This is a genomic window from Pseudothioclava alba (assembly GCF_033100795.1).
GTDB lineage: Bacteria > Pseudomonadota > Alphaproteobacteria > Rhodobacterales > Rhodobacteraceae > Pseudothioclava.
This window is the reverse complement of the sequence record NZ_JAWLVI010000002.1, coordinates 174,749-197,170: the sequence shown is the minus strand read 5'-3', so window position 1 is coordinate 197,170 and position 22,422 is coordinate 174,749. Positions and strand designations below refer to the sequence as shown.

Here is a 22,422-nt window from a genome sequence, read left to right as displayed (position 1 = left end):
GGTTTGCGAGCACAGGAGGGCCAGAATGGCGGAACTGAACTTTGATCACCTGCAAGCCGAGATATCGTCTTTCGGGTCAACGCAAAGCATCGGGCGCATCCACGCGATCTCAAGCGGCACTATCGACGTAAGCGGCCTGTCTTCCTGTGCTGCGTTGGGCGATCGGGCGCGGATACACCTCGTGTCCGGTCGCCATATCGAAGCAGAGGTGCTGGCTCTCAAGCAAGACAAAATCACGCTTCTGCCGGACGGATCGTTCGAGGGGGTCGCAATCGGCAACCGTGTCGAGCTCCTTGGGCAGGCGGGCATCGCGCCGGATAATAGCTGGATCGGCCGGATTGTTGATCCGTTCGGGCATCCGCTTGATAACCATCCCCTCATGCGCGGCACGCATGAACGCGAGTTGCGCAGCCCACCTCCGGCTGCGGCCTTGCGGAAACGGCTTGGGGAACGGCTTGAAACGGGGATGGCCGCATTTAATACGTTGCTTCCCCTGGTGCGCGGCCAGCGTATCGGCCTTTTCGCGGGCTCGGGCGTCGGCAAATCATCGCTGCTAGCAAAGTTCGCGCGGGGTGTCGCCGCGGACGTTGTGGTTATTGCGCTGATCGGAGAGCGCGGGCGCGAGTTGCGTGAGTTCGTCGAAGAAGTTCTGGGTGACGCCGGAATGAAACGCTCGGTTATCGTGGCCGCAACTTCGGACCAGTCCCCCCTTGTAAGACGGCGTTGCGCGTGGTCGGCAATGGCCGTGGCCGAGCATTTTCGCGATCAGGGCAAGCAGGTTCTGTTTCTGGCCGATAGCATCACGCGCTTCGCCGAGGCGCACCGGGAGGTAGCGCTTTCCGGTGGCGAATCTGCCAGCCTGCGGGGCTATCCGCCATCGCTCTCGCAGCAGATCATGGCACTGGCAGAGCGTGCGGGACCTGGGCTGGATGATGCCGGCGATATTACTGCGGTTTTTTCGGTTCTTGTGGCGGGTTCGGATATGGAGGAACCCGTTGCCGATATTCTTCGCGGCGTGCTGGACGGACACGTTGTGCTTGATCGACAGATCGCAGAGCGCGGGCGTTTTCCAGCCGTGGATTTATTAAGGTCCGTTTCGCGTTCGTTGCCCGCTGCGGCATCCGCAGCGGAAAATGCAATGATCGGTCAGGCTCGCAAATATCTTGGCGCCTATGCGCGGGCCGAAATGATGGTTCAGGCAGGGCTGTATTCAACCGGATCGGACCCATTGATCGACGCTGCAATCAATGTCTGGCCCGATCTTGACGCATTCATCGCGGAGGACGAAGAACAGGATACCGAGAACAGTTTCAAGCGGTTGTTCGATGTCCTCTCAAAGGCTCAACCTCAGAGAGCTTGATCTGCATATCCCCGCTGCTCTCGAATAGTGACGGGGTCGCGCGATCAGAAATAGCTGCGCACCAAAGCGTCGGAAAGCAAGGTCCAGCCATCGGCGACAACGAAAAACGCTAGCTTGAACGGCAACGCCACAACGGCGGGCGGAACCATCATCATCCCCATCGACATCAGAACTGCGGACACCACGAGGTCGATAATCAAAAATGGTAGAAACACAAGAAACCCGATCTCGAACGCGCGCGTGATCTCGGATAGCATGAAGCTGGGAACCAATGTTGACAAAGGGGCATCTACCATTGCGCCCTGATAGGGCGACACGTTTGCACGCAAATCGTTCAACCGAGCGAAGGTTTCCGGATCGGCTCGTGTTGACATAAACGTACGAAACGGCGCCATCGCAAGATCGAACGCGGGTGCAAGCTCTATCTGCCCGTCCACCAATGGTTTAATGCCGTTTGTCCAGCTTTCCATCATGACAGGTTCCATGATGAACCATGTCAGAAACAGTGACAGGCTGATTATAAGCATATTCGGCGGAGATTGTTGCAAACCCAATCCCTGACGCAATATCGACATCACGGTCACGATGAACGGAAAGCAGGTGATCATGATCGCCAGCCCAGGTGCGAGGCTGAGCAGTGTGATCCCCGCAATCAGAAATAACGAGCGGCCGGCAAGGCTCTCACCGCCCCCCAGATCGAGTGTGATTTCCTGAGCGAATGCCGGCCCAGCGAGACCGATCAGGGCCAGCGTAACGAAAAGCCGCATTTTAAAGTCCGTTCTGAAGGTCCGCGACCTCGGTCAGCCGCACTGCAAGCTGGCCCGATTGATCTCCGTCCAGTTCGGTCAACTCACCGCGCGCGATCAACTTATCACCGACATACAGCTCGACGGGGTCTTCGACACGCCGGTCAAGAGGCAGAACGGCATCGCGTTTCAGCCGCAACAAATCACGGACAAGAGGGCGCGCCTTACCCACCGAAATGGTAATTTCGATGGGAATTTGAGTGAACGGGTTTGCGCCGTTCGGATCAATAGCCTCATGCATCTGCATCTTTGATCTCCTCGTTATTTGAAACAAAATACGCCTTCACAGCATTATCTATCCGCGCAACCACACTACCCAGGTCAATGCGGCGTTCCATCTGATCGAAGCGTAGGTCGACTTGTCCATCACCAAGCGTCGGATCAACCTTGAAGCCGACGGGTATTGGCGTGTCGCGCTCCAGAATTTCCTGCACTTGCGCCGCGGCAGCAGGATTGGCGATGATAGTAATCGGCGCCTGCGCCATCTCATCCGCGATCTCCATCAGCTCTTCGATGACAATTTGCGGCAGGCTGGTCTGCGCGATACGCGGAAGCACCTTGGCCGTCATATCCAGAAGCAGAGGCTTGAGTGCACTAAGCAGATGGGTCCGCGCCTCGTTATAGGTAAACCCTAATTCCTGAAGGTTTTTTCCAAGGTCGGCATGCAACCGCTTCGTCTCGGCGTTCTGGGCGGAAACAGCATCCTCCCAGCCAGCGGAATACCCTTTCTCAAAGGCAGCAAGTTTGATTTCCTCGAACTCTGCCTGATCCAGTTCGAGGCGTTCATCCGTTTTTTCTCCGTTTTCGAAGGATTCAAGCCTGATGCGGAAAGCCATTATGCTCGCTCCCCTTCATTTTCCATCCAGCTACGAAGGATCTCGACGGTTTCCGACTGCCGCTCCTCGATCAGCTTTTTGATACGATCTACGGGGTCTGCAATTGTAGCGTCATCGCCAAACCCGTTCCCCATGGCCATCGGCATATCGAAGTCGCCGAAGCCGAGCGCCGGGAAATTTCCGTCGGACAGATCAGATCCCGTGTCCTCGATCTCGCCGGTGAGTGCGTCGCTTGATGCAGTCTCCGGCGCGGGCAATTCTCCGGCAACCGCGACGGGTGTCTGGGTCAGAATCGGACGCATGACGAATAGCCCAAGGACAAGCGCGACAAGCGCTGCCACAACAAGCTGGATGATCTGCATGATATCCAGCTTTGCACCGGCGAGCATACCGGGTTCGGCAAGCGTGCCTTCCTCAAGCACCGGTTCGAATGCCATTGAGCGGATCGTAATCACATCCCCGCGCGACTCAGTGTAGCCGACCGTGGAGGCGACAAGTTCACGCAAATCACCCAGCTCCTGTTCGGAGCGCGGCTGCCAGCTTGTGTTCCCTGCACCGTCGGTAGCGGCGATACACCTTGGAACCCCGCCGACGCCTGCGCGCCGCTGAACGCCTATGGCCGCTCGAAACGTGCCGGCGAAGAGGCCGTTACGGCGGCAGGCGGGGCTTGGGCCGTGCTGCGCACCTCGTGGGTGTTTTCGGCGCATGGGGCCAATTTCCTGCGCACGATGCTGCGTTTGGGGGCGGAACAGGGTCGAATTCGCGTGGTTGACGACCAGATTGGCGGGCCTACTCCGGCCGAGGCTTTGGCCACAGCCTGCCTGACGATCGCACAAGCGCTGGCCGATGATCCTGACAAATCCGGCATCTACCATTTCGCCGGAGCGCCCGACACGAGCTGGGCGGGGTTTGCGACAGAGATTTTTAACCGCGCGGGGCTAGATTGCACGGTGGAGAGGGTTTCTTCGGACGCCTTTCCCCACCCCGCGGTCAGGCCGCATAATTCGCGGCTCGATTGCCGTGAAACAGAGACTGTTTTCGGGTTACGGCGCCCCGACTGGCGGGCCGCGATTGACACTATTTTGTGCGAGTTGGAGGGCGAGAGATGAAACACAAGGGCATCATTCTGGCGGGCGGGAGCGGCACACGCCTGTATCCGATTACCGTGGGTGTCTCGAAGCAGCTTTTGCCGATCTACAACAAGCCGATGATCTACTATCCGCTTTCAGTCCTGATGCTGGCAGGCATCCGCGAGATCGCCATCATTACAGCGCCAGAGGACCGTGCGCAGTTCGAGCGCGCGCTTGGCGATGGCGCCCAATGGGGTGTTTCTCTCACCTACATCGTTCAGCCGCGCCCCGAGGGGCTGGCGCAGGCGTATCTTCTGGCAGAGGATTTTCTGGCGGGCGCGCCCTCGGCAATGGTGCTGGGGGACAACCTGTTTTTCGGTCACGGCCTGCCCGAGCTTTTGAAACGCGCGGATGCACAGGAGGGGGGCACGGTGTTCGGCTATCATGTCGCCGATCCGCAGCGCTATGGCGTGCTGGATTTCGCACCTGACCGCAGCGTGCGCGCGATCGTCGAAAAACCTGCCGATCCCCCGTCTAATTACGCGGTGACGGGGCTTTATTTCCTTGATGGTTCAGCGCCGGTGCGCGCGGCAAAGATCCGCCCCTCGGCGCGAGGAGAGCTGGAAATTGCCGATCTGCTGAACGATTACCTGCGTGACGGGGGGCTAACGGTTGAAACCATGGGGCGAGGCTATGCCTGGCTGGATACCGGAACCCACGCAAGCCTTCTGGATGCAGGGAATTTCGTGCGCTCGCTCGAGGAACGTCAGGGGCTTCAGGCGGGGTGCCCCGAAGAGATCGCCTATGCGGCGGGCTGGATTGATCTGGATGCGTTGCGTGCGCGCGCCGATGCGGTGGCGAAATCAAGCTATGGCGCCTATCTCGCCCGCCTTGTGCGAGAGGCCGAGGGCCGCCGCTAGCGCGAGAACGCGCGCATTGGCAATGGCGCATCGAAAGGCTTATATGGCGCAGCACAGATTTTTCGAAAAAGAGACGACCCGTGGCAATCCATCTGCATAAGAACGACCTTCCCGAGGGGCTGGACCTTGGTCCTGTGGTGGCAATTGATACCGAAACCATGGGGCTTGATCCGCGCCGCGACCGGCTGTGTCTGGTGCAACTTAGCTCGGGTGACGGGAACGCCCATCTGGTGCAGATCGCCAAGGGCCAGACAGAGGCGCAGCGTTTGTGCACGATGCTGGCTGATCCGGGGGTCGAAAAGCTGTTCCACTTTGGCCGCTTTGATGTTGCTGCGCTGTATAATGCGTTCGGCGTGGTGACGGCGCCGGTGTTCTGCACCAAGATCGCCTCCAAGATGGTGCGCACGTTCACGGATCGCCACGGACTGAAGAACCTGCTGCAAGAGCTGGCGGGCGTCGATATTTCCAAGCAGCAGCAGACCTCGGACTGGGGCGCGGCGGATCTGACCGATGCACAGCTGGAATATGCGGCCTCGGATGTTCTGTATCTGCACCGCCTGAAAGAAGTTCTGGTCACGCGGCTTGAACGCGAAGGCCGCATGGGTTTGGCGCAGGCCTGTTTCGATTTCCTGCCGACGCGGGCGCAGCTTGATCTGCTCGGGTGGGAGGAGCCGAATGACATCTTCCACCACTGATTTTCTGGCCACCGCCCGCAAGGCCATCGGGATCGAGGCCGACGGCCTGCGCGCCCTGTCTGACACGCTGGACGGTTCTTTTGTTGATGCGGTCGAGGTGATTTTGCGCGCCAAGGGGCGGGTGATCGTTTCGGGCATGGGCAAATCGGGCCATATCGGGCGCAAGATTGCCGCGACGCTGGCCTCGACCGGCACGCCCGCGCAATTCGTCCATCCGGCCGAGGCGAGCCACGGCGATCTGGGGATGGTGACCGAAAATGACGTCGCGCTGGTGCTGTCGAACTCGGGCGAGACGCCCGAACTGTCGGACATCATCGCGCATACGCGCCGCTTTCGTATTCCGCTGATCGGGGTTGCCTCGCGCTCTGACTCGACTCTTCTGACGCAGGCGGATGTGGCCATCGTTCTGCCGCGCGCAGCCGAGGCCTGCGGCACGGGCGTTGTGCCGACGACCTCGACGACGATGACGCTGGCGCTGGGGGATGCTCTGGCGGTTGCGCTGATGGAGCATCGCGCCTTCACGCCTGAACATTTCCGCATCTTCCATCCGGGCGGCAAGCTGGGGGCGAAGCTGTCGAAAGTGGGCGACCTGATGCATGTCGATCTGCCGCTGGTGTCCGAGGATACGCCGATGCCCGAGGCGCTGCTGACCATTAGCCAGAAGGGCTTTGGCGTGGTGGGCGTGACCGATGCAGGCGGAGCCTTGATCGGGATTGTCACAGACGGCGATTTGCGGCGCCATATGGCGGGGCTGCTGGACCATTCGGCGGGCGAGGTAATGACCCGCGCGCCGCGCACAATCCGGCCTTCAGAGCTTGCCGAAGCTGCCGTGGCAGAGATGAACAGCCGCAAGATCACCTGTCTTTTTGTCGTGGACGAGGGGCGCCCCGTTGGCATCTTGCATATCCACGACTGCCTGCGCGCAGGGGTGGTCTGATGGCCTATGGCAGTCGCAGCACGCATCTGATCGGGGTTGCAAAGATCACTTTGCCGCTGATCGCGCTGGTGCTGCTGTCGACGCTGTTTCTGTTTTCCAACCGGATCGACCCCTATTCCGCGATCCCCTATGCAGAGGTCGATGTCGAGAAGCTGGCGCAAGAGGCAGCCGTAATCCGGCCCGAATATGCGGGTGTGACCGAAGATGGCGCGACACTGGTCGCAACTGCCGAGCGTGCCGCGCCGGACCCGGAGGGAGGACAGGGCGCGCGGGTTCAGGCGGTGCAGGCCGAACTGACCACGCCAGAGGGGCTTCGGATTGCCCTTGCTGCTGCGGACGGGCGGTTTGACCCGCTTGAAACAGGGCTGGTGCTTTCGGATGCTGTGACAGTGACGCTTTCCAGCGGCTATGCGATGCGCTCGGACAAGGTGCTGATGAATACCGAGGCGACCGAGATCACATCGCCCGGCGCGGTAGCGGTCGAGGCGCCTTTCGGCACACTCAACGCCGGTTCGATGCGGCTTTCGGGCGCAGAAAAGGGCGCGCCGGGCCAGATGGTATTTAACGACCGCGTCAAGTTGATATATTGGCCCGGAAAGTGAGGTTCCCGATGCTCCCCGCCGCGCGCATTTTTGCCCTGATCTGCCTTATCTCCACCAACCCCGTTGCGGCGCAGTCGATCACTTTTGGCGGGCTGCGGGCGAACCCCGATGCGCCGGTCGAGGTGAATGCCGATACGCTCGAGGTGGATAACCAGACCGGGCAGGCGGTGTTTTCGGGCGATGTGATTGTCATTCAGGCGGATATGCGGCTGAGCGCGGCGCGGCTGGATGTGGATTATGCGGGCGAGGATCGCTCGACCATCAAGACCCTGCGTGCGTCGGGTGGTGTGACGATGGCGACGCCGCAAGAGGCCGCCGAGGCGCGCGAGGCCGTCTATGACGTCAGCGCGGGGACGCTTGTCATGTCGGGCGATGTGATGCTGACGCAGGGCGGCAATGTGATGACGGGCAACCGGCTGAGTGTGGATCTGGTGACGGGTAAGGGGCAGATGGATGGCCGCGTAAAGACCATCCTGACCCCGAAGGAGAAGTAATGTCCGCAACCGTAACGAATATCGCCCCGGCCGAAGCGCGGGGGCTTGAGGTTGAAGGGCTTCACAAATCCTATCGCCGCCGCCCCGTGATCCGTGGCGTGTCGCTGGCCTTGCGCCAGGGAGAGGCCGTGGCTTTGCTAGGGCCGAACGGCTCGGGCAAGACGACCTGCTTTTACAATATCGCGGGGCTGATTACACCTGATGCGGGCCGCGTCACCATCGACGGGCAGGATGTGACGCAGTTGCCGATGTATCGCCGCGCGCGGATGGGGATTGGCTATCTGCCGCAGGAAAACTCGATTTTTCGGGGGCTGACGGTCGAGCAAAACATCATGGCCGTGCTCGAGATTGTGCTGGATGAGCCGCATCATCGGCGCGAGCGTCTGGAAGAATTGCTCGGCGACTTCTCGATCGGGCATTTGCGTCAGGCGCCCGCGCTGGCGCTGTCGGGCGGCGAGCGGCGTCGGGTCGAGATCGCGCGCTGTCTGGCCGCTGATCCGAAATATCTTTTGCTGGACGAACCTTTTGCGGGGGTCGATCCAATTGCCGTTGGCGAAATCCGGCAACTGGTTGCGCAACTGAAAGAGCGGGGCATCGGTGTTCTGATTACCGACCATAACGTGCGCGAAACCCTCGAAATCGTGGATCGTGCGTATATTTTGCACGATGGCAAAGTGCTCATGTCGGGCACGACCGACGAGGTCGTCGCCGATGAGAATGTGCGCCGCGTCTATCTGGGCCAGAACTTCCGGATCATCTAAGCGCATCCTTTTGCGCCGCAGCGAAACTGCCCCGTTGACACTGGCGCCGATCCGTTCCCAAATAAGACAAATGCGTGAACACCGCCCCTTCTCAAATGCGCAATCGCGGCAGGATTTCCGGCCCCAATTCGCTCAACCTGAAAGAAGAGACCGGATGTCGAACGCTGTTTTTTCAAGAGATTTAACCGCTCTGCAACCCGGCCGTGATTGGTTCGGGTTCAGGCACTGACGACGTGAAGGAGAAGCCATGCGCTACCAAATCAGCGGCAAACAACTCGACGTGGGCGACGCACTGCAAACCCATGTAAAAGCCGAACTCGGTGAGACCGTTGAGAAATATTCTCAGCGCCCGACCGATGCCACGGTGGTGTTCTCGAAAAATGCCCATGAGTTTCTTTGCGAGGCGACTGTTCACCTGTCGACCGGCCTGACCGCAACGGCCAAAGGTCACGCGACCGAGGTGTATGCGGCCTTCGAATCGTGCCGTGAAAAGATGGATAAGCAGCTGCGCCGCCACAAGCGCCGCCTGAAGGATCACCACAAGGAACGTTCGGAGCCGGTTGAATTTGGCGCCGCAGGCATGTATGTGCTCGCCGCGGATGAAGATGAGTCGGGTGCTGATGGCGGCGGTCTCTCGCCGATCATCGTCGCCGAGATGGAGACCAAAGTCCCCACGATCTCGGTTGGCGAAGCGGTGATGCAGATGGAGCTGTCCGGTGCCGATTTGCTTGTCTTCCGCAACGAGAAACATGGCGGGGTCAACGTCGTGCATCGCCGCGAAGACGGCAATGTCGGCTGGATCGACCCGCGTAACAGCAAATAAATGTCCTGAAAACGGGCGTGGAAAAGTCGAAGCTTATGGATTTGTCTAACCTGCTCTTGCCGGGCGCCGTTAAGGTGCTGAACAACGTCACGAGCAAGAAGCGCCTGTTCCAGGATCTTGGTGAAATCGCGCATTCAGCCTACGGGCTGGATGCGGCCCAGACGGTCGATGCGCTGCAAGAGCGTGAGAGCCTCGGACCGACCGGCGTGGGTCATGGGGTGGCCCTGCCACATGCCCGCCTGCACGGTCTTAACCGCGTGGTTGGCGTTTTCCTGCGTCTTGAAAAGCAACTTGATTTCGATGCGGTGGATCGTCTGCCCGTCGATCTGGTTTTTGCGCTCTTCGCCCCCAAGGATTCGGGGGTTGAGCATCTGAAAGCGCTGGCTCTTGTCTCGCGCACGATGCGGTCTGCGGAAACCTGCGCCAAGCTGCGGGCAAACTCCGATCCGGCGACGCTCCACGCTGTCCTGACGGCAGCGCAGGGCGTTCAGGCGGCCTGATCAGGCCGCTTTCCAATCCTCGAACCCGAATTGCATGAAGTCACGCGGATAGGTTTCGCGCGCGGCGGCTTCTAGCCCGGGCTCCCAGATATCCGCCAGCTTGATCTCACCCGTATCCCCGTCAAAGTCGGGCAACGGGGGGGCATCGACCCCCGCCGCTGTGGCGAGATAGGCCAGATCCTCGGCCAGACGGTCTTCGCGGATAATCAGGTCGGGCAGGGCGAATTGTGCAAACCCCTGAACATGCGCCGATTGCGTCGCCCATATATCCCGCACGGGAAGTGAGGTCTGACCGTTGATATTCGCCTTGAGCCAGCCAAGAAAAGCGACCAGCAGCGCGGCATAGTCCTTCGCTGCATCCCCCTCGGCGGGCAAAGGCAGCTTATAGGCCTTGCGGAGTATCGCCCGGGTTTCGGCCATCGCGTCACGATGCAGAACCGCATTCAGCGCCAGATGCGCGCGCATCAACGGGTGCCGGACAACCGTAAAGCTGCGGTGGCCGGTGTGTTTACGCTTCCACTGGCGCAAGGTCTTTTGCGAGAAGCCTTCCTCCAGCGGGCCAATGCCGGCCATCCAGTCACGGATCGGTGCGCTGAGAGCAGGCCGGATCGGCATATACAAAAGCCCCGCCTCCTTGCAGGCGATGAAGCCGGGCACGGCCGGCCCGCGGCGGGGTTCGAAATTCGGGGTGCGCGACAGGTTGAAACGGTCAAGCCGCGAGAGCGATGCCTCCATCGCAGCGAAGTTGGCGACCTTGGCCTCAAGCGGCTCGGGGTTCTGGACGACCAGGGAATCAGGCAGGGCTGTAAGCCGCGATTCCACGCCCAGCCACGCGGCCAGACCGTTCAGCACATCCAGATCCTGCGCATCCTCGTAGTCGATATAGAATGCCGTTTGCCCACTGCGTTGCAAATGGTTCATCAGCCGGATCTGGAAACCCTGAAGCCCCTCCAGGTGCTCCTCGAATTCGACCGCATCGAACTGTGCGCTGGCGGCCTTGCGGTGTTTGGCGTCGCCAAGCTTCCACTGGCCGGTGGCGCGGGCGATTTTCAGGCTGACATAGCTTTCGATCGGGTTGCGGGTCAGGATGATCTTGGCGCAGCGCGGGTCGTCCAGCATCGTGTCAAGGATGCGGGGATCGTGGTCGTGGAAATAGCGGCACCCGTTCAGCCCCTCGGCTTTGCGGAGTGCCTTCCAAAGCTGCTTGGGGTCCGCGTCGCGTTCGTCTTTGGTGATGCCCAACATGTCCTTGCGGCTGGGATAGCCGATCAGAACCGGATTGAACGCCTCGCCAAAGCAGGTCACGCCGTCCAGCAGGTTCAGCGCTGCCTCCACCAGATTGGAGCCAGTGCGCATTTCGGCCAATAGGACAAAGCTGTCAAAGTTTGGCATCGGATCACTTTACCAGATAGGGGCGCCCGCGGCGCGGTAGTTTCGGAGAGGGGTCGTCACCCATCGGGAAATCGCCCATCAGACGCGGCTGCATCCCCTGATTTTTCAGGTTCTGCAAAAACTGGCCAAAGCCCGTCAGGTCGACCATCTGCGGCACTTCGGTCAGGCGGCGCGTGGCGCGCGGGGAAATCTCGTCGATGATGGTTTGCAGCGGCTCCATCGGGTTTTCGATGAAGTCGGCCATCGTCCAGATACGCACCCGCGCCTTTACATACATGGATCGCAGGATGTTCAGATGCTCGATTTCGATCTGCTGGAGTCGCGCAGCCTCGCGCCGGATAATCGCGAAATTCTGGTTTGATCGGAACAAAGGCACGGCCCACGCCCCCGAAATTACCGAGATTTGGGCGTTCGGGTCGGTCGCGGTGAACCAGTCGATGTCCTGCTGCGTGTCACGCGGACTATACATAAAGCACTGCCGTTCACCGCGCGAGTTCCAGATGACGTTCGTCAGAAACGCCTTGGGGTTATAGTCGCGCAGCGCCGCGCTATCGGTCATGCAGCCGTTGAAGATGCGCTCGCCGCCCGCGAACTCCGCGCGCTCGGGGCCGAACAGGTGGCCATGCACCCGCGCGCCAACGTATTTCGACAGCCAGCCTTCGAAATTCTCGAACAGATCGGAAAAGCCCTGAAACACCGAATAAGGGGCCGAGGTCTTGCCGTTTTCACGGTCTTTGATCGGGAAGCGGGATTGCATGTAAAGGCCCGGGCGCCCTTTGGTCCGCCGCTCGACCGCTTTGGAAAACAGACGGTCAATTTTCGCCGGGTTTGGCTCGGCCTGTTTCTCGCCGTCGCTGCGGTGACGCAGGAAGGTCGAATAAAGGCGATCCGCCTTGGGCCAGATTTTGCGCGCGACAAAGCAATCCGAGCGTCGCAAAAGTTGCAGGTGGTCGTCGTAGAAGATGTGCGGCTTGCCCTGAAAGTCGAACTTCGACAGCGTCAGAGACCGGCTTTCGATCGAGGTAGCATAGAGCCGCGCAAGCGTCTGGAAATAGCTTTCGTCGGGGATCCAGACTTTGCGGAAGTAGGCGTCATACAACGGACGCTCGGGGTCTTGCAGGATCGCGCTAAGCGTCTGGCGCGTCAGGCACCACCATTGCGAGCCCAGGTGCGGGATCAGCCCGTCGGGGATTTGGCGCTTGAACCCGACGCGGCGTTGAAGATCGACATAGCGGTCGAACAAGCGGCGCTGTTTCTTCCATGAGAACGGGAAGCGCAGGGTGAAGCGCTCGATCCCGATGCCGCCAGTTGTCCAGTCCACCTCGGTCGTGGTGACGCTTTCGATGAAGTCGGTGTAGGGGCGGGCGTTCAGATACTCGACCATATCCTGCAAGGGCCGCAACGGCAGACACGAGCCAGAAGCCAGATAGACATGGCGCACGTCGGCGTGGCGCTCGAGCATCTGCTCCGAGGCTGCCTGCGCCGCCTCGACCAGCGACCATGTCCCCCACTCGCATTTGAAGCGCCTGGAAAACGAGACATTCTCAAGGTCGGCCAGCGTTCTGGTCAGCGCGAGATAGTCGTGCTCTTTGGTGCGACGATCCACATGGATCACCACCGGCGCGCCGCCCTCTGCCCAGTAGCGGGCGACCTGCGCGGCGCGGTCCAGCGCGGTGTGGCACATCATGATGAAGCCGACTGTCATCCGCGCCCCCTCATGCCCAGTTGCCCTTGGACATCAGCCCGAGAATCTCGAGCTGGCGCCAGTTGATGTAACGCTCGGACCATTTGCACCAAAGGTCCGTCCGGTTCTCCATCGTTTCCGCATAGGCGCGATATTCGCGCGATTCGGCGTAGTGCTGCTGGCGGTCCAGCTCTTCCGCGACCTTGTCGGTCAGCGGCGAGAGGAACTTGGCATGCAACAGGCAGCCGGACACCATCTCACCGCCCCATTCGTCGTAAACCTTGTTCAGCCCGCGCGGCAAAAGCATGTGCGTAGACGAGGTGTAGACGAAGCCACGCTCCCATCGAACCAGCGGGATTTTATTGAGCGAGGGGGCACTTTCCGGATCGTCAGGAAAATACATGCGTGCACGGGCGCCGCCCTGAATCCACAGATTCTGCATGCTTTTGTTTTTCGAAATCATATAGTTGCCGCTGTCGAACCAGCAGGCGATCTCGAACGGGTTCTGGCCTTCACGATAGGGCTGAGCATCAATCGGCCCTTTCGGATACATATCCAGAAGCATCGCCGGAAAGGACCGGATTTCATAGCTGTCGAGCCAGTCCGTCAGCGCCCCGATCGGGCGCGTATCACAGAACGGGTAGACGAAGAACTCGTCCGGATCGAGCGTCAGCGTCCAGTGCCCGACCCCGTATTTGCGCAAGAGCCAGTTGATCCAATCGACCCCGAACTGCGAAGATTTATACGAGTGCGTCGTCGTCCAGACCGAGCAATCCGCCTGTTCGGCCAGATACTCGCGCGAGCCGTCATCCGAGTCGTTATCCACGAACAGGAAATGCGCAACACCCATGCTACGGTAGTAACGCAGGAAGTAGGGCAGGCGAATACGCTCGTTCCGCTGCGTCACGAAAACCAGCACATCACCGGATTTGATATGCGCAGTGCGGTCGGCAACAGGGCGCAACTCCCGGCGCTTACGGAAAGCCCGGAATTGTTGTAGACGCCGCTGCCTGCGCAGCCTGATGAGCCGTCTGAGTTTCACGCTCCGTCCCTATAGATCCGCAGAATACAGTCATGCAGATGTTTCCTTTCGTCAGGGTTAATTGTCCCATGACGAGAAACCTGTGCATGCGCGAATGTTCAGCGATACCGCTGCGGATCACCTGCCCGATGATGGGTTAAGAATACGCTTAGTTTTCGAGTGCGTAAACCATTGTATCTGCACGAGATACAATCATTCCCCTGACCAGAGGCCGGATTGCATCAGTCCCGCGTCTTTCAGTTGTCCGGGGCCATCGTAGTGACCTGCGTCTGCGTGCCACAGATCGGGGTCGGCGATGATCGCGTTGTAATAGTCGTGATAGCGCTCGGAATGGGTGAAATGCTCGCCGCGAGACTTTTCCTCGCGCGAACGCTCGATAATACCGTCCAGAAATTTCGTGTGCAGCAGGACACCTGTCGGGAGATCGGGGGCGTCGAAGCCCCGGTTCAAGTTGCCGGGCAGCGCAATATGGGTCGAGCTGAGGTAGGCATAGCGCCAGTGCCAGCGGATCAGCGGCGTCTTGTGCAGATGGGGGGCGCGCTCGGGCTGATCGGCAAAGAACACCCGCTTGCGCGGGCCGCCGCGGATCGAGGTGGCCTGATAGCGCGGCAAGGGTGTGCGGTCGTATCCAGTCGCATCAAAATAGGGCAGGGCGTCCGTCGGATCTTGTCCGGCGGAGTAGCGCGCCTCTGACAGCGGCCCCTTGGGGTAGAGGTCAAGCATTGTCGCGGCCATCATCGGCACGCCCCGCCGGTCAAGCCAGCCGGTCAGCACGGGCAGGGGGGCCGCGTCACAATGCGGGTAGACCAGCAGCTCATCGGCATCGACTGTCAGGCACCAATGCCCCGCCCCGTAGCGGGCAAGCAGATGGTTGACCCAATCCATCCCGAAGCGCGCGGCCTTATAGCTACGCGCGGTCTGCCAGAGCGAGACATCGGGCTGCACGGCCAGAAGGTCTGCGCTCCCATCGGAGGAGGCATTATCTACGACAAGGAAATGATTGACGCCAAGCTTGCGGTAATGCTCCAGAAAATAGGGCAGGCGCGGCGCCTCGTTACGCAGGCAGATAAACAGGAGAATATCCGTCTTGTGGATATTGCCCGTCCGGTCGCTGCGCAGGGTCAGCCCGTGGCGACTACGGAGCGCACGCCAAAGCAGACGGCGACGCTTCAGGCGCTGACGATAGGCTTCCCGCAATTTTTCAAGTGACACCATCGGGCCACCCACCCTTCACTGACCTGCCGGATTTGGTGGCATACTCGGGCCCGTGTTACCAGCGTCAAGGAAAACGCACAAAATAAAACGCAGGCACCAAGCGGGCGCCTGCGTAAGTTCACAACCTGACCGGAGAGGTTATTCGGCGGCGGTTTGCAGCGAGAGCGCATCCTGAAGATAGGCCGAAAACTCGTCACGCAGATCGGGGCGCTGGAGGCCAAAGGCCACCGTTGCTTGCAGAAATCCCGCCTTGGAGCCGCAGTCATAGCGCTGTCCACGGAAGCGGAAACCATAAACCGGATTGCCCTTGACGATCTCTTCCGCGATGGCGTCGGTCAGCTGGATCTCGCCACCTGCGCCCTGCTTGATCTTGTTCAGGTTCTTCATCACCTCGGGCGTCAGGATATAACGTCCGATCACGGCAAGGTTCGAGGGCGCTTTGTCGGCATCGGGTTTTTCGACCATGCCTTTGACCTTAACCATCGACCCCATGTCCTCGGCAATATCAAGGATACCGTAGGACGAGGTTTTCGAATGAGGAACCTCCATCGCCGCGACGACGTTGCCGCCGGTTTCGGCATGGGCCTCGACCATCTGTTGCAGGCAGGGCTTGTCCGCCGCAATCACGTCATCGGTCAGGATAACGGCAAAGCTCTCGTTCGTGCCAAGCATCCGGCGCGCACACCAGACCGCGTGGCCCAGACCCTGCGGGCGGTTCTGGCGGACATAGGCGATGGCGCCCGAGTCCATATTGGTATTTTGCAGCTCGTTCAGCAGGTCTTGCTTGCCCTTCTTCTTGAGGGTGCGTTCCAGCTCGGGCGCATCGTCGAAATAATCCTCCAGCGCGGATTTCCCGCGCGAGGTCACGAAGATGAATTCCTTGATTCCGGCCTCGCGCGCCTCGTCGATCGCGTATTGGATCAGCGGGCGGTCAACCAGCGTCAGGATTTCCTTCGGAATGGATTTGGTCGCAGGAAGAAAGCGCGTGCCGAGACCGGCGACGGGGAAGATCGCTTTGGTTACCTTGCGTGTCATAGTTCACCTTTATTCACAGGACTTGTTACAGTCATAATCATTAACATTTTAAGATACTTGTTCGGGTGTGCTCAAGAGATAACAGGGTAAACCCCCGCGATGAGACATTTTTTGCCGAATGTGTTGTCGCCAGACGACGGGCGTTTTGTCGCGCCCGCGCTAGGTCATTGATATAGAGCGTATATTCTGGGTTACTCCAGCCCCATCTCCGCCATCATTGCCTCGATCCGCGGCACGTCCGAGGGGTTATTCAGCTCCCAGAACTGGCGCCCACGGGCTTCGACCTCGGCGCACAGAACCGCGCGCCCGTTTTCGAGGAACCGCAATTGCTCCAGCCCTTCAAGGCGTTCAAGCGGGCCAATCGGCCATGACGGATAAGCCGCCAGAGTGTCGGGCCGATAGGCGTAAACGCCGACGTGATGGAAGACGGGCGTCATCTCGTGCGGCAGATAGCTCTCGCCGGTGAAGGGAATCACCTCTTTCGAGAAATAAAGCCCGCGATTGCCTGCACCGAAGACAGCGGTTGTGCCGCCAACGCGCCCGTGGTGGCGGTCCTCGCGCAGGCTCGCCAGCATCTCGCCCTCGCAGCGCAAAACGGGCGTTGCCAGCTCGGCCCAGTCGTTCTGGCGCAGCCCCTCGACCAGGTCTTCGATGAACCATGCGGGAGTCAGGGGGGCGTCGCCCTGCAGGTTGACGACAATGTCATAGGTTTCGCCAAGGTTGGCATAGGCTTCGGCGCAGCGCTCGGTGCCGTTGCCGCAGCTTTCCGAGGTCATCACGACCTCGGCGCCAAAGCCCTCGGCCTCGGCGCGGATGCGGTCGTCATCGGTTGCAACAACCACTTTGGTCGCGCAGGAAACAGCCATCGCTGCATCCCAGCTACGGCGGATCAGGGTCTTGCTGACCCCGCTTGCGCCGGTCAGCGGCACCAGCGGCTTGGCCGGATAGCGGGTCGAGGCGTAGCGCGCAGGGATGACGATGAGGACGGTCATTATTTCACCAGAAGAACGCCGGGGGCATAGGCGATGAAGAAGGGATTGGCGAAGCCGGGCTTGCCATAGGCGAAGGGGGCGTGGTCATCGAAGCGGATCATCTCGCCGCCCGCGCCGCGCAGAACGGCATCCCCTGCGGCGGTGTCCCATTCCATCGTGCGGCCTAGGCGCGGATACAGGTCTGCTTCGCCGCTGGCGACAAGGCAGAATTTCAGCGACGATCCTGCCGAGGTCATGTCCTGCACCGAATACTGGCCGATGTAATCGTCGGTCGCCTGATCGCGGTGCGATTTCGAGGCGACGACCATCAGCGCGCGGTTGTCGGGCATCGAGACAGACATCGGGCGCTGCTCACCCGCGGATGCCTTGTCGAACTCGGGGCCGATTTCCTCGACCGCTGCGCCATCCGCACGGGTATAGAACAGCCGCCCGATCGCGGGAGCGTAAACGACACCGCGCAGGGGAACGCCCTCGCGCACATAGGCGATATTCACGGTGAACTCGCCACGACGGTTGATGAACTCTTTGGTTCCATCCAGCGGATCGACGATCAGGAAGGTATCGACGGATTGCCCGTGGCTCGCGGCCTGCTCTTCGGTCACAAGGGCCACATCGGGGAATGCCGCGCGCAGGCCCGTCGAAATCAGCGCGTCCGCGGCCTCGTCTGCGGCGGTCACAGGAGAGGCGTCAGACTTGGTTTTGACCTCGAACTCCGGAGAGTTGTAGATCTCCATGATCTTGTCGCCAGCCTCCAGAGCCAGTGTCCGCATGACCTGTTCGAGACGCTCGAAATCCATATTTCCCCACTTTGGCCGCTGAACCGGCCGTGAATTGCCATAAACCTGTTGCCCCCTTATGATGCGCCATCAAGAGAACAGCAAGTTTTCCACGATAGTTTCGTGATCGGTATTTTGGCGCAGGTGGGCGATGTTCAGGGCAGAACGCAGCAATTCCACACTTGGATCGACCTTCAGCTTGCTGGAGCTGATCTATCACGCGACGGTGCGATCTGTGCGCCGCTCGCACGGGAATGCGTTGCTCGGTTTGCTGATGAACATGTTCCAGACCGTGCTTCTGGTGTTGTCCTTTTATGTGATGATCGACCTTCTGGGGATGCGCAGGGCGGCCATTCGCGGGGGTTTCCTGCTCTATGTGATGAGCGGGATTTTCATGTTCATGACGCACACCAAGGCGACGGGCGCGGTGTTCGGATCCGAGGGGCCGACCTCCCAGATGATGAAACACGCCCCGATGACAACGGCGGTGTCGATAACCTCGGCGGCGTTAGGGGTGCTGTATATACAGGTGCTTTCGGCTACGGTTGTGCTGTATTTCTACCACGTCGCGGTCAACCATATCGAGATTTACAATCTGCTTGGCGCCTTCGCGATGCTGTTGCTGTCGTGGTTCACCGGCGTTGCCATCGGCATGGTATTTCTGGCCATCAAGCCTTGGGCGCCCGACATTGTGGGGATTATCCAGTCCGTCTATTCGCGCGTGAACATGATCGCTTCGGGCAAGATGTTTCTGGCGAATACCTTGCCGCACAAGATGCTGGTTCTGTTCGACTGGAACCCGCTGTTCCACACCATCGACCAGACGCGGGGCTTCGCCTTCATCAACTACAACCCGCATTTTTCAAGCTGGCAATACCCGCTTTATGTGGGGCTGGCATTGTTGATGGTCGGCCTGATGGGCGAGTTTTACACCCGCCAATATGCCTCTATCAGCTGGGGAGCCCGCCAGTAGGCGGGCATATGTTAGGTCTTGCGGATCGTGTCGCCCAGATCAATGACAGGCTCCAGCTCGATCACCTCGCCGCCGATCAACCCTTGATGCGGGCGCCCTGCGATGATCTCGGCGGCCTTGCGCCCAATCTCGCGACGGCAGGCATCCATCGTCGCCAGCCGCATCGACAGCCCCTCCAGCAGGTCCACGCCGTTAAAGCCCGCAAGCCCGAGCTTGCCGGGCACATCGATGCCGTTTTCCTGACAATACAGCAGACCGCCCGCGCCGATCATGTCGTTCGAATAATACAGGAAATCGAGGTCGGGCGTGCGCTCCAGCATCGCCTGCGTCATCTCGCGGCCCTTCCGCAGCGCCGATCCACCCGAATAGAACTCGGTATCGGCAATCTGAACGCCCGCCGCCGCCAACCCCTCCTGGAACCCCTCAAAGCGTTTGCGCGCGCGGTGGTCGAGCGGCATTTTCGTGCCCAGAAAGCCGATCCGGCGATACCCCGCCTTCAGGATCGCTTCGGCCATATGCAAGCCGGCGCGACGGTGCGAAATCCCCACGACCGAATCCACGCCGGTGCCATCGACATCCATGATCTCGACAATCGGAATGCCCGAGTTCTCAAGCATGGCGCGGGCGGTATCCGTGTGCTCCAGCCCTGCGACAATAATCCCCGAGGGGCGCCAGGACAGCATCTCGTAGAGAACCGCCTCTTCCTTCTCGGGCAGATAGTTGGTAACGCCAACCACGGGTTGCAGGCCGGTGTCCTCCAGCTCTGCCGAGATGCCCGACAGCACCTCGGGGAACACCAGGTTCGACAGCGACGGGATGACCACCCCCACCAGATTGACCCGTTGCGAGGCCAACGCGCCTGCGATCTTGTTTGGCACATAGCCAAGCGCCTTGGCGGCCTGCAGCACTTTTTCGCGCGTCGCTTCGGACACATCGCCGCGATTACGCAGCACGCGGCTGACGGTCATTTCCGAAACCCCCGAGGCTTCGGAGACATCGCGCAGGGTCAGCGGTCGGCGGTTTTCTTTAGGGGGCAGGGACACGGCGGTTCGTCCTCTCATCTTTTTTTTAGGTTTAGCGCTAAAACTTTCCCTTGCGCAAGCACTAGAGAATCGTTATGTTAGCGATAACGGAGGCGGCCCAGAAACCGAAAAAACCGCCTCCAATATATCACAAAGACCGCGTGTAGACTCCGATCGCGGTGGATGTGACCCGAAAGGGGGAGCGGTGGGCCAATACGCTCCCCCTTTTCGCTTTTCCCGTCGAGAGCGATTGATTACCCTCCGTCGATCCGATCAATGCTCTGATCGCAGAACGGGCCATAAAATCCTAGCGCAGTCGCAAAAGCCGCAGGGCTCTTTTATAGCGGGGCAACCCCCAGATTACGATGCCGCTCAGACCAAAGACGATAAAGGCCAGCGCAGTTATATCCGCAAGCAGCGTCTTGAACCCGAAATCGAACCAACCGGTTTTATGCAGTATCCCGAAAATGTATTTCCAATAATACCAGCGATCCAGAACCTCCCCGCTCGGGGAGTAGGTTGTCCGCACCGCGCGTGTTTTCGTGTAAAAGTGACCCGTCGCGACCGAAACGATCACTTGCCCTTTTGGCTTATCGAAGCGGTAGGCACGAAACCCGTGGTAATTAACCAAAGCGGACGCCGTGGCGGCATCGTCAGGCCAATAGGCATCAGCAATTTCTTTGGCCTGCGCAAGTGTCAGCGGCTCGTCAAGCTGGACTGCAGCCAAGGCACTTTCATCAAACTTCTCACCCGGCAAAAGCCCCAGAATGAAATCCTGATGATTGAGATAAAATCCGGTCAACCCGAACATCAAGACCCACGGGATGACCAGCAACCCCAACCACGAGTGAAGCGTTCTGAGGTATTTAAGCGTCTTGGCCATCTGCTCCGTCCGGTGAAAGCTGTGACTTCTTCAGGGTTGAGAATGTGGGCGCAATACTGAACTTTTTGAGCGCAGGTCGCAGTTTCAGAAGGTTGACCTTCTGCGCAACGCGCTCTTGCGACAGCTCGAACAAAGCATCGAGCGCAAAACACTCCCCTACTCCGGCGATATTGAACCCGCCCGCCCGGGAATAGGCAATCGAACGTCCGGCAAGAAACTTTTGCTTGTGGTCAGGATGCTCGGCCAAGCCGAACAGGGGGCGACGCATACGCAAAGGCAACCCGAGCGTCATAAAAACACCCTCCGGCACATCCCACAGCAACAGGTCATCAGCCAGAATCTTCGTGCCACCTGCTGCCTTCTGGTAAACCAGAGTAGATTTCCCCCGGTTTTTCTCACCGACCACAATATGGTTCTGGCTACCCTCAACAAAGGCCGCGCAATGCAGAAGGATTGTGCTCGGTTTAGCTGCGCAAAGCAGATAGCTCAGACACAGGAAAAACTCGTTCAGGGTGTCAATCATATCGCGATGCTGGCGCGGAGCATCCAGCACCAGAGCATCAATCTGGAACACTTCATCCTCATAGGCGACAAGGATGTCGACGCTATGATGATGCTCGGGCGCGAGCGTAATGGCCCAACCGTTCAGCGTTGCCTGAAGCAGCGTTGCAAAAAATTCGGGGCAGACGACCTTTAGGTGCTCGCCCGCCCCTTCCAGCATAAGATGGTGCGCGCGTTCCACCGCTTACCGCCACTCTCCGCCTTTGGACTTGCAGAAGCTTTCGGTCTGGAAATCGCCCGGAGCCTTAAGAGTCACGACTCGGCACAGCCTTGATGAATTGGCACGGGTCGAGACGATCGTGTAGGTGGCGCCCGTCGATCTCACCACACCGACATATCCATCGGGGCGGGTATCGAGTGCCTGAAACAAATCAGGCGACTGCGCGCGGGTATAGGTTACGGGCGACATGCACGCCGCAAGAACGGCGAGCACAGCCAGAGGCGCAAGCGACTTCACTCTCATTGGAAGCTATCCAAAACCGATGACAGGCTCGAAGGCGACACGGTTTGCAGCCCGTCGGAAGACAATGTGCTGTTCACAGTATTGGTGGACTGCTGCTGCAACCAGACATCATCTGCGTCCGCACCACTCAGATGCGATTCCGGCCCCGACGGCATACCAGGCAGCGAACCGCCACCTTGCCCGTCGTTCATGCTCCCGCCGTAAACACCATCATTGCTGTTACCATAGGAGCCACCGGCGTTCGTGCCGCCGCTGGAGCTATTGCCGCCATAGGAGCCGCCGCCAGAGCTGTCATTTCCGCCATTGGAACCACCACCAGAGCTGTCATTGTCTCCGGACGAGCTGTCATTTCCGCCATTGGAACCACCACCACCACCGCTGGCGCGTGCGGTGCCCGGCATCGCAACGAGAGTCGCGGCAAAAGCGGGAGAGGCGATGAGCATTTGCAAGATCGAGCGTCTCAGCATGTCGATTTTCCTTCCGTTGGGGTCCGCACTCCTTCGAGGCGGCATCAAGGAAGGCTAGGCACAAAAAATATTTGTGGCCATCTGACTTTGGTGCGAAAATAACTGGAATTTTC

At 59.7% G+C, this 22,422-nt stretch carries 27 protein-coding genes; 11 read left to right on the top strand and 16 right to left on the bottom strand.

Going from position 1 to position 22,422, the window contains the following annotated elements:
* Window positions 1-25: 25 nt before the first annotated feature.
* Entirely contained in the window at window positions 26-1,360 is a 1,335-nt protein-coding gene (locus tag RYZ20_RS06875; protein ID WP_317671769.1) for a FliI/YscN family ATPase, read from the top strand.
* 44 nt (window positions 1,361-1,404) lie between these two features.
* Here RYZ20_RS06875 and fliP read toward each other — a convergent pair whose 3' ends face one another.
* Genes fliP through RYZ20_RS06855 form a run of 4 tightly spaced genes read right to left on the bottom strand, consistent with a single transcriptional unit; the run spans window position 1,405 to window position 3,508 of the window.
* Window positions 1,405-2,127 carry a flagellar type III secretion system pore protein FliP gene (fliP, locus tag RYZ20_RS06870; RefSeq protein ID WP_317671767.1) on the bottom strand — a complete coding sequence of 241 codons (723 nt, stop codon included), beginning with the start codon at window positions 2,125-2,127 and terminating at the stop codon, window positions 1,405-1,407.
* Window position 2,128: 1 nt separating this feature from the next.
* Window positions 2,129-2,407, bottom strand: a complete 279-nt coding sequence (locus RYZ20_RS06865) for a FliM/FliN family flagellar motor switch protein (RefSeq protein WP_411572340.1) — start codon at window positions 2,405-2,407, stop codon at window positions 2,129-2,131.
* Entirely contained in the window at window positions 2,400-3,002 is a 603-nt protein-coding gene (locus RYZ20_RS06860) for a FliH/SctL family protein (RefSeq protein ID WP_317671763.1), read from the bottom strand. Before RYZ20_RS06860 ends, RYZ20_RS06865 begins: the two co-directional genes overlap by 8 nt.
* Window positions 3,002-3,508, bottom strand: coding sequence for a hypothetical protein (locus RYZ20_RS06855; protein ID WP_411572335.1), 507 nt, complete (start codon window positions 3,506-3,508; stop codon window positions 3,002-3,004). Before RYZ20_RS06855 ends, RYZ20_RS06860 begins: the two co-directional genes overlap by 1 nt.
* On the opposite strand from RYZ20_RS06855, the gene RYZ20_RS06850 reads away from it, so the two are divergent.
* The 9 genes from RYZ20_RS06850 (at window position 3,458) to RYZ20_RS06810 (ending at window position 9,804) form a co-directional block, all read left to right on the top strand.
* Window positions 3,458-4,111: an SDR family oxidoreductase gene (locus RYZ20_RS06850; protein WP_317672195.1), complete on the top strand. Its 654-nt coding sequence runs from the start codon at window positions 3,458-3,460 to the stop codon at window positions 4,109-4,111. The genes RYZ20_RS06855 and RYZ20_RS06850 overlap by 51 nt on opposite strands.
* Window positions 4,108-4,992, top strand: coding sequence for a glucose-1-phosphate thymidylyltransferase RfbA (rfbA, locus tag RYZ20_RS06845; RefSeq protein WP_317671761.1), 885 nt, complete (start codon window positions 4,108-4,110; stop codon window positions 4,990-4,992). Before RYZ20_RS06850 ends, rfbA begins: the two co-directional genes overlap by 4 nt.
* An 80-nt stretch (window positions 4,993-5,072) precedes the next feature.
* Window positions 5,073-5,687 carry a ribonuclease D gene (locus RYZ20_RS06840; protein ID WP_317671759.1) on the top strand — a complete coding sequence of 205 codons (615 nt, stop codon included), beginning with the start codon at window positions 5,073-5,075 and terminating at the stop codon, window positions 5,685-5,687.
* Entirely contained in the window at window positions 5,668-6,624 is a 957-nt protein-coding gene (locus tag RYZ20_RS06835; protein WP_317671757.1) for a KpsF/GutQ family sugar-phosphate isomerase, read from the top strand. The genes RYZ20_RS06840 and RYZ20_RS06835 overlap by 20 nt, the downstream gene beginning before the upstream one ends.
* Complete coding sequence (locus RYZ20_RS06830; protein ID WP_317671755.1) at window positions 6,624-7,226, top strand: hypothetical protein; 603 nt, start codon at window positions 6,624-6,626, stop codon at window positions 7,224-7,226. Before RYZ20_RS06835 ends, RYZ20_RS06830 begins: the two co-directional genes overlap by 1 nt.
* A gap of 8 nt (window positions 7,227-7,234) precedes the next feature.
* Window positions 7,235-7,720 carry a lipopolysaccharide transport periplasmic protein LptA gene (gene lptA / locus RYZ20_RS06825; protein WP_317671753.1) on the top strand — a complete coding sequence of 162 codons (486 nt, stop codon included), beginning with the start codon at window positions 7,235-7,237 and terminating at the stop codon, window positions 7,718-7,720.
* On the top strand, window positions 7,720-8,481 hold the full coding sequence (gene lptB, locus RYZ20_RS06820; RefSeq protein WP_317671751.1) for an LPS export ABC transporter ATP-binding protein: 762 nt from the start codon (window positions 7,720-7,722) through the stop codon (window positions 8,479-8,481). The genes lptA and lptB overlap by 1 nt, the downstream gene beginning before the upstream one ends.
* Before the next feature lie 247 nt (window positions 8,482-8,728).
* Complete coding sequence (hpf, locus tag RYZ20_RS06815) at window positions 8,729-9,304, top strand: ribosome hibernation-promoting factor, HPF/YfiA family (RefSeq protein ID WP_317671749.1); 576 nt, start codon at window positions 8,729-8,731, stop codon at window positions 9,302-9,304.
* A gap of 35 nt (window positions 9,305-9,339) precedes the next feature.
* A complete protein-coding gene (locus RYZ20_RS06810; protein WP_317671747.1) occupies window positions 9,340-9,804 on the top strand; it encodes a PTS sugar transporter subunit IIA in 465 nt (154 codons plus the stop codon).
* On the opposite strand, the gene RYZ20_RS06805 is transcribed toward RYZ20_RS06810, so the two are convergent.
* From RYZ20_RS06805 to cysQ, 7 genes are all read right to left on the bottom strand, one after another.
* Window positions 9,805-11,160: a nodulation protein NodH gene (locus tag RYZ20_RS06805; protein WP_317671745.1), complete on the bottom strand. Its 1,356-nt coding sequence runs from the start codon at window positions 11,158-11,160 to the stop codon at window positions 9,805-9,807.
* 40 nt (window positions 11,161-11,200) lie between these two features.
* Window positions 11,201-12,901, bottom strand: coding sequence for a DUF5927 domain-containing protein (locus RYZ20_RS06800; protein WP_317671743.1), 1,701 nt, complete (start codon window positions 12,899-12,901; stop codon window positions 11,201-11,203).
* Between the two features lie 10 nt (window positions 12,902-12,911).
* Window positions 12,912-13,904 (bottom strand): glycosyltransferase family 2 protein, encoded by a 993-nt coding sequence (locus RYZ20_RS06795; RefSeq protein ID WP_317672193.1) that lies wholly within the window; start codon window positions 13,902-13,904, stop codon window positions 12,912-12,914.
* 210 nt (window positions 13,905-14,114) lie between these two features.
* Entirely contained in the window at window positions 14,115-15,137 is a 1,023-nt protein-coding gene (locus RYZ20_RS06790) for a glycosyltransferase family 2 protein (protein ID WP_317671741.1), read from the bottom strand.
* 138 nt (window positions 15,138-15,275) lie between these two features.
* Window positions 15,276-16,172 carry a UTP--glucose-1-phosphate uridylyltransferase GalU gene (gene galU / locus RYZ20_RS06785; RefSeq protein WP_317671739.1) on the bottom strand — a complete coding sequence of 299 codons (897 nt, stop codon included), beginning with the start codon at window positions 16,170-16,172 and terminating at the stop codon, window positions 15,276-15,278.
* 191 nt (window positions 16,173-16,363) lie between these two features.
* Window positions 16,364-17,164: a 3-deoxy-manno-octulosonate cytidylyltransferase gene (locus tag RYZ20_RS06780; protein WP_317671737.1), complete on the bottom strand. Its 801-nt coding sequence runs from the start codon at window positions 17,162-17,164 to the stop codon at window positions 16,364-16,366.
* Complete coding sequence (cysQ, locus tag RYZ20_RS06775; RefSeq protein WP_317671735.1) at window positions 17,164-17,961, bottom strand: 3'(2'),5'-bisphosphate nucleotidase CysQ; 798 nt, start codon at window positions 17,959-17,961, stop codon at window positions 17,164-17,166. Before cysQ ends, RYZ20_RS06780 begins: the two co-directional genes overlap by 1 nt.
* Window positions 17,962-18,091: 130 nt before the next feature.
* On the opposite strand from cysQ, the gene RYZ20_RS06770 reads away from it, so the two are divergent.
* Window positions 18,092-18,913 (top strand): ABC transporter permease, encoded by an 822-nt coding sequence (locus RYZ20_RS06770; RefSeq protein WP_317671733.1) that lies wholly within the window; start codon window positions 18,092-18,094, stop codon window positions 18,911-18,913.
* Window positions 18,914-18,924: 11 nt separating this feature from the next.
* Here the strand turns inward: RYZ20_RS06770 and RYZ20_RS06765 are convergent, their stop codons facing one another.
* The 5 genes from RYZ20_RS06765 to RYZ20_RS06745 form a co-directional block, all read right to left on the bottom strand.
* Window positions 18,925-19,956, bottom strand: coding sequence for a LacI family DNA-binding transcriptional regulator (locus RYZ20_RS06765; protein ID WP_317671730.1), 1,032 nt, complete (start codon window positions 19,954-19,956; stop codon window positions 18,925-18,927).
* A 286-nt stretch (window positions 19,957-20,242) separates the two neighbouring features.
* Complete coding sequence (locus RYZ20_RS06760; RefSeq protein ID WP_317671728.1) at window positions 20,243-20,818, bottom strand: PepSY domain-containing protein; 576 nt, start codon at window positions 20,816-20,818, stop codon at window positions 20,243-20,245.
* Window positions 20,802-21,560 carry a hypothetical protein gene (locus RYZ20_RS06755; RefSeq protein ID WP_317671726.1) on the bottom strand — a complete coding sequence of 253 codons (759 nt, stop codon included), beginning with the start codon at window positions 21,558-21,560 and terminating at the stop codon, window positions 20,802-20,804. Before RYZ20_RS06755 ends, RYZ20_RS06760 begins: the two co-directional genes overlap by 17 nt.
* A gap of 3 nt (window positions 21,561-21,563) precedes the next feature.
* Window positions 21,564-21,842: a hypothetical protein gene (locus tag RYZ20_RS06750; protein WP_317671724.1), complete on the bottom strand. Its 279-nt coding sequence runs from the start codon at window positions 21,840-21,842 to the stop codon at window positions 21,564-21,566.
* The gene (locus RYZ20_RS06745; RefSeq protein ID WP_317671722.1) at window positions 21,839-22,309 is read right to left on the bottom strand and encodes a hypothetical protein; all 471 of its coding nucleotides are present in this window, start codon (window positions 22,307-22,309) and stop codon (window positions 21,839-21,841) included. The genes RYZ20_RS06750 and RYZ20_RS06745 overlap by 4 nt, the downstream gene beginning before the upstream one ends.
* Between the last annotated feature and the right edge of the window lie 113 nt (window positions 22,310-22,422).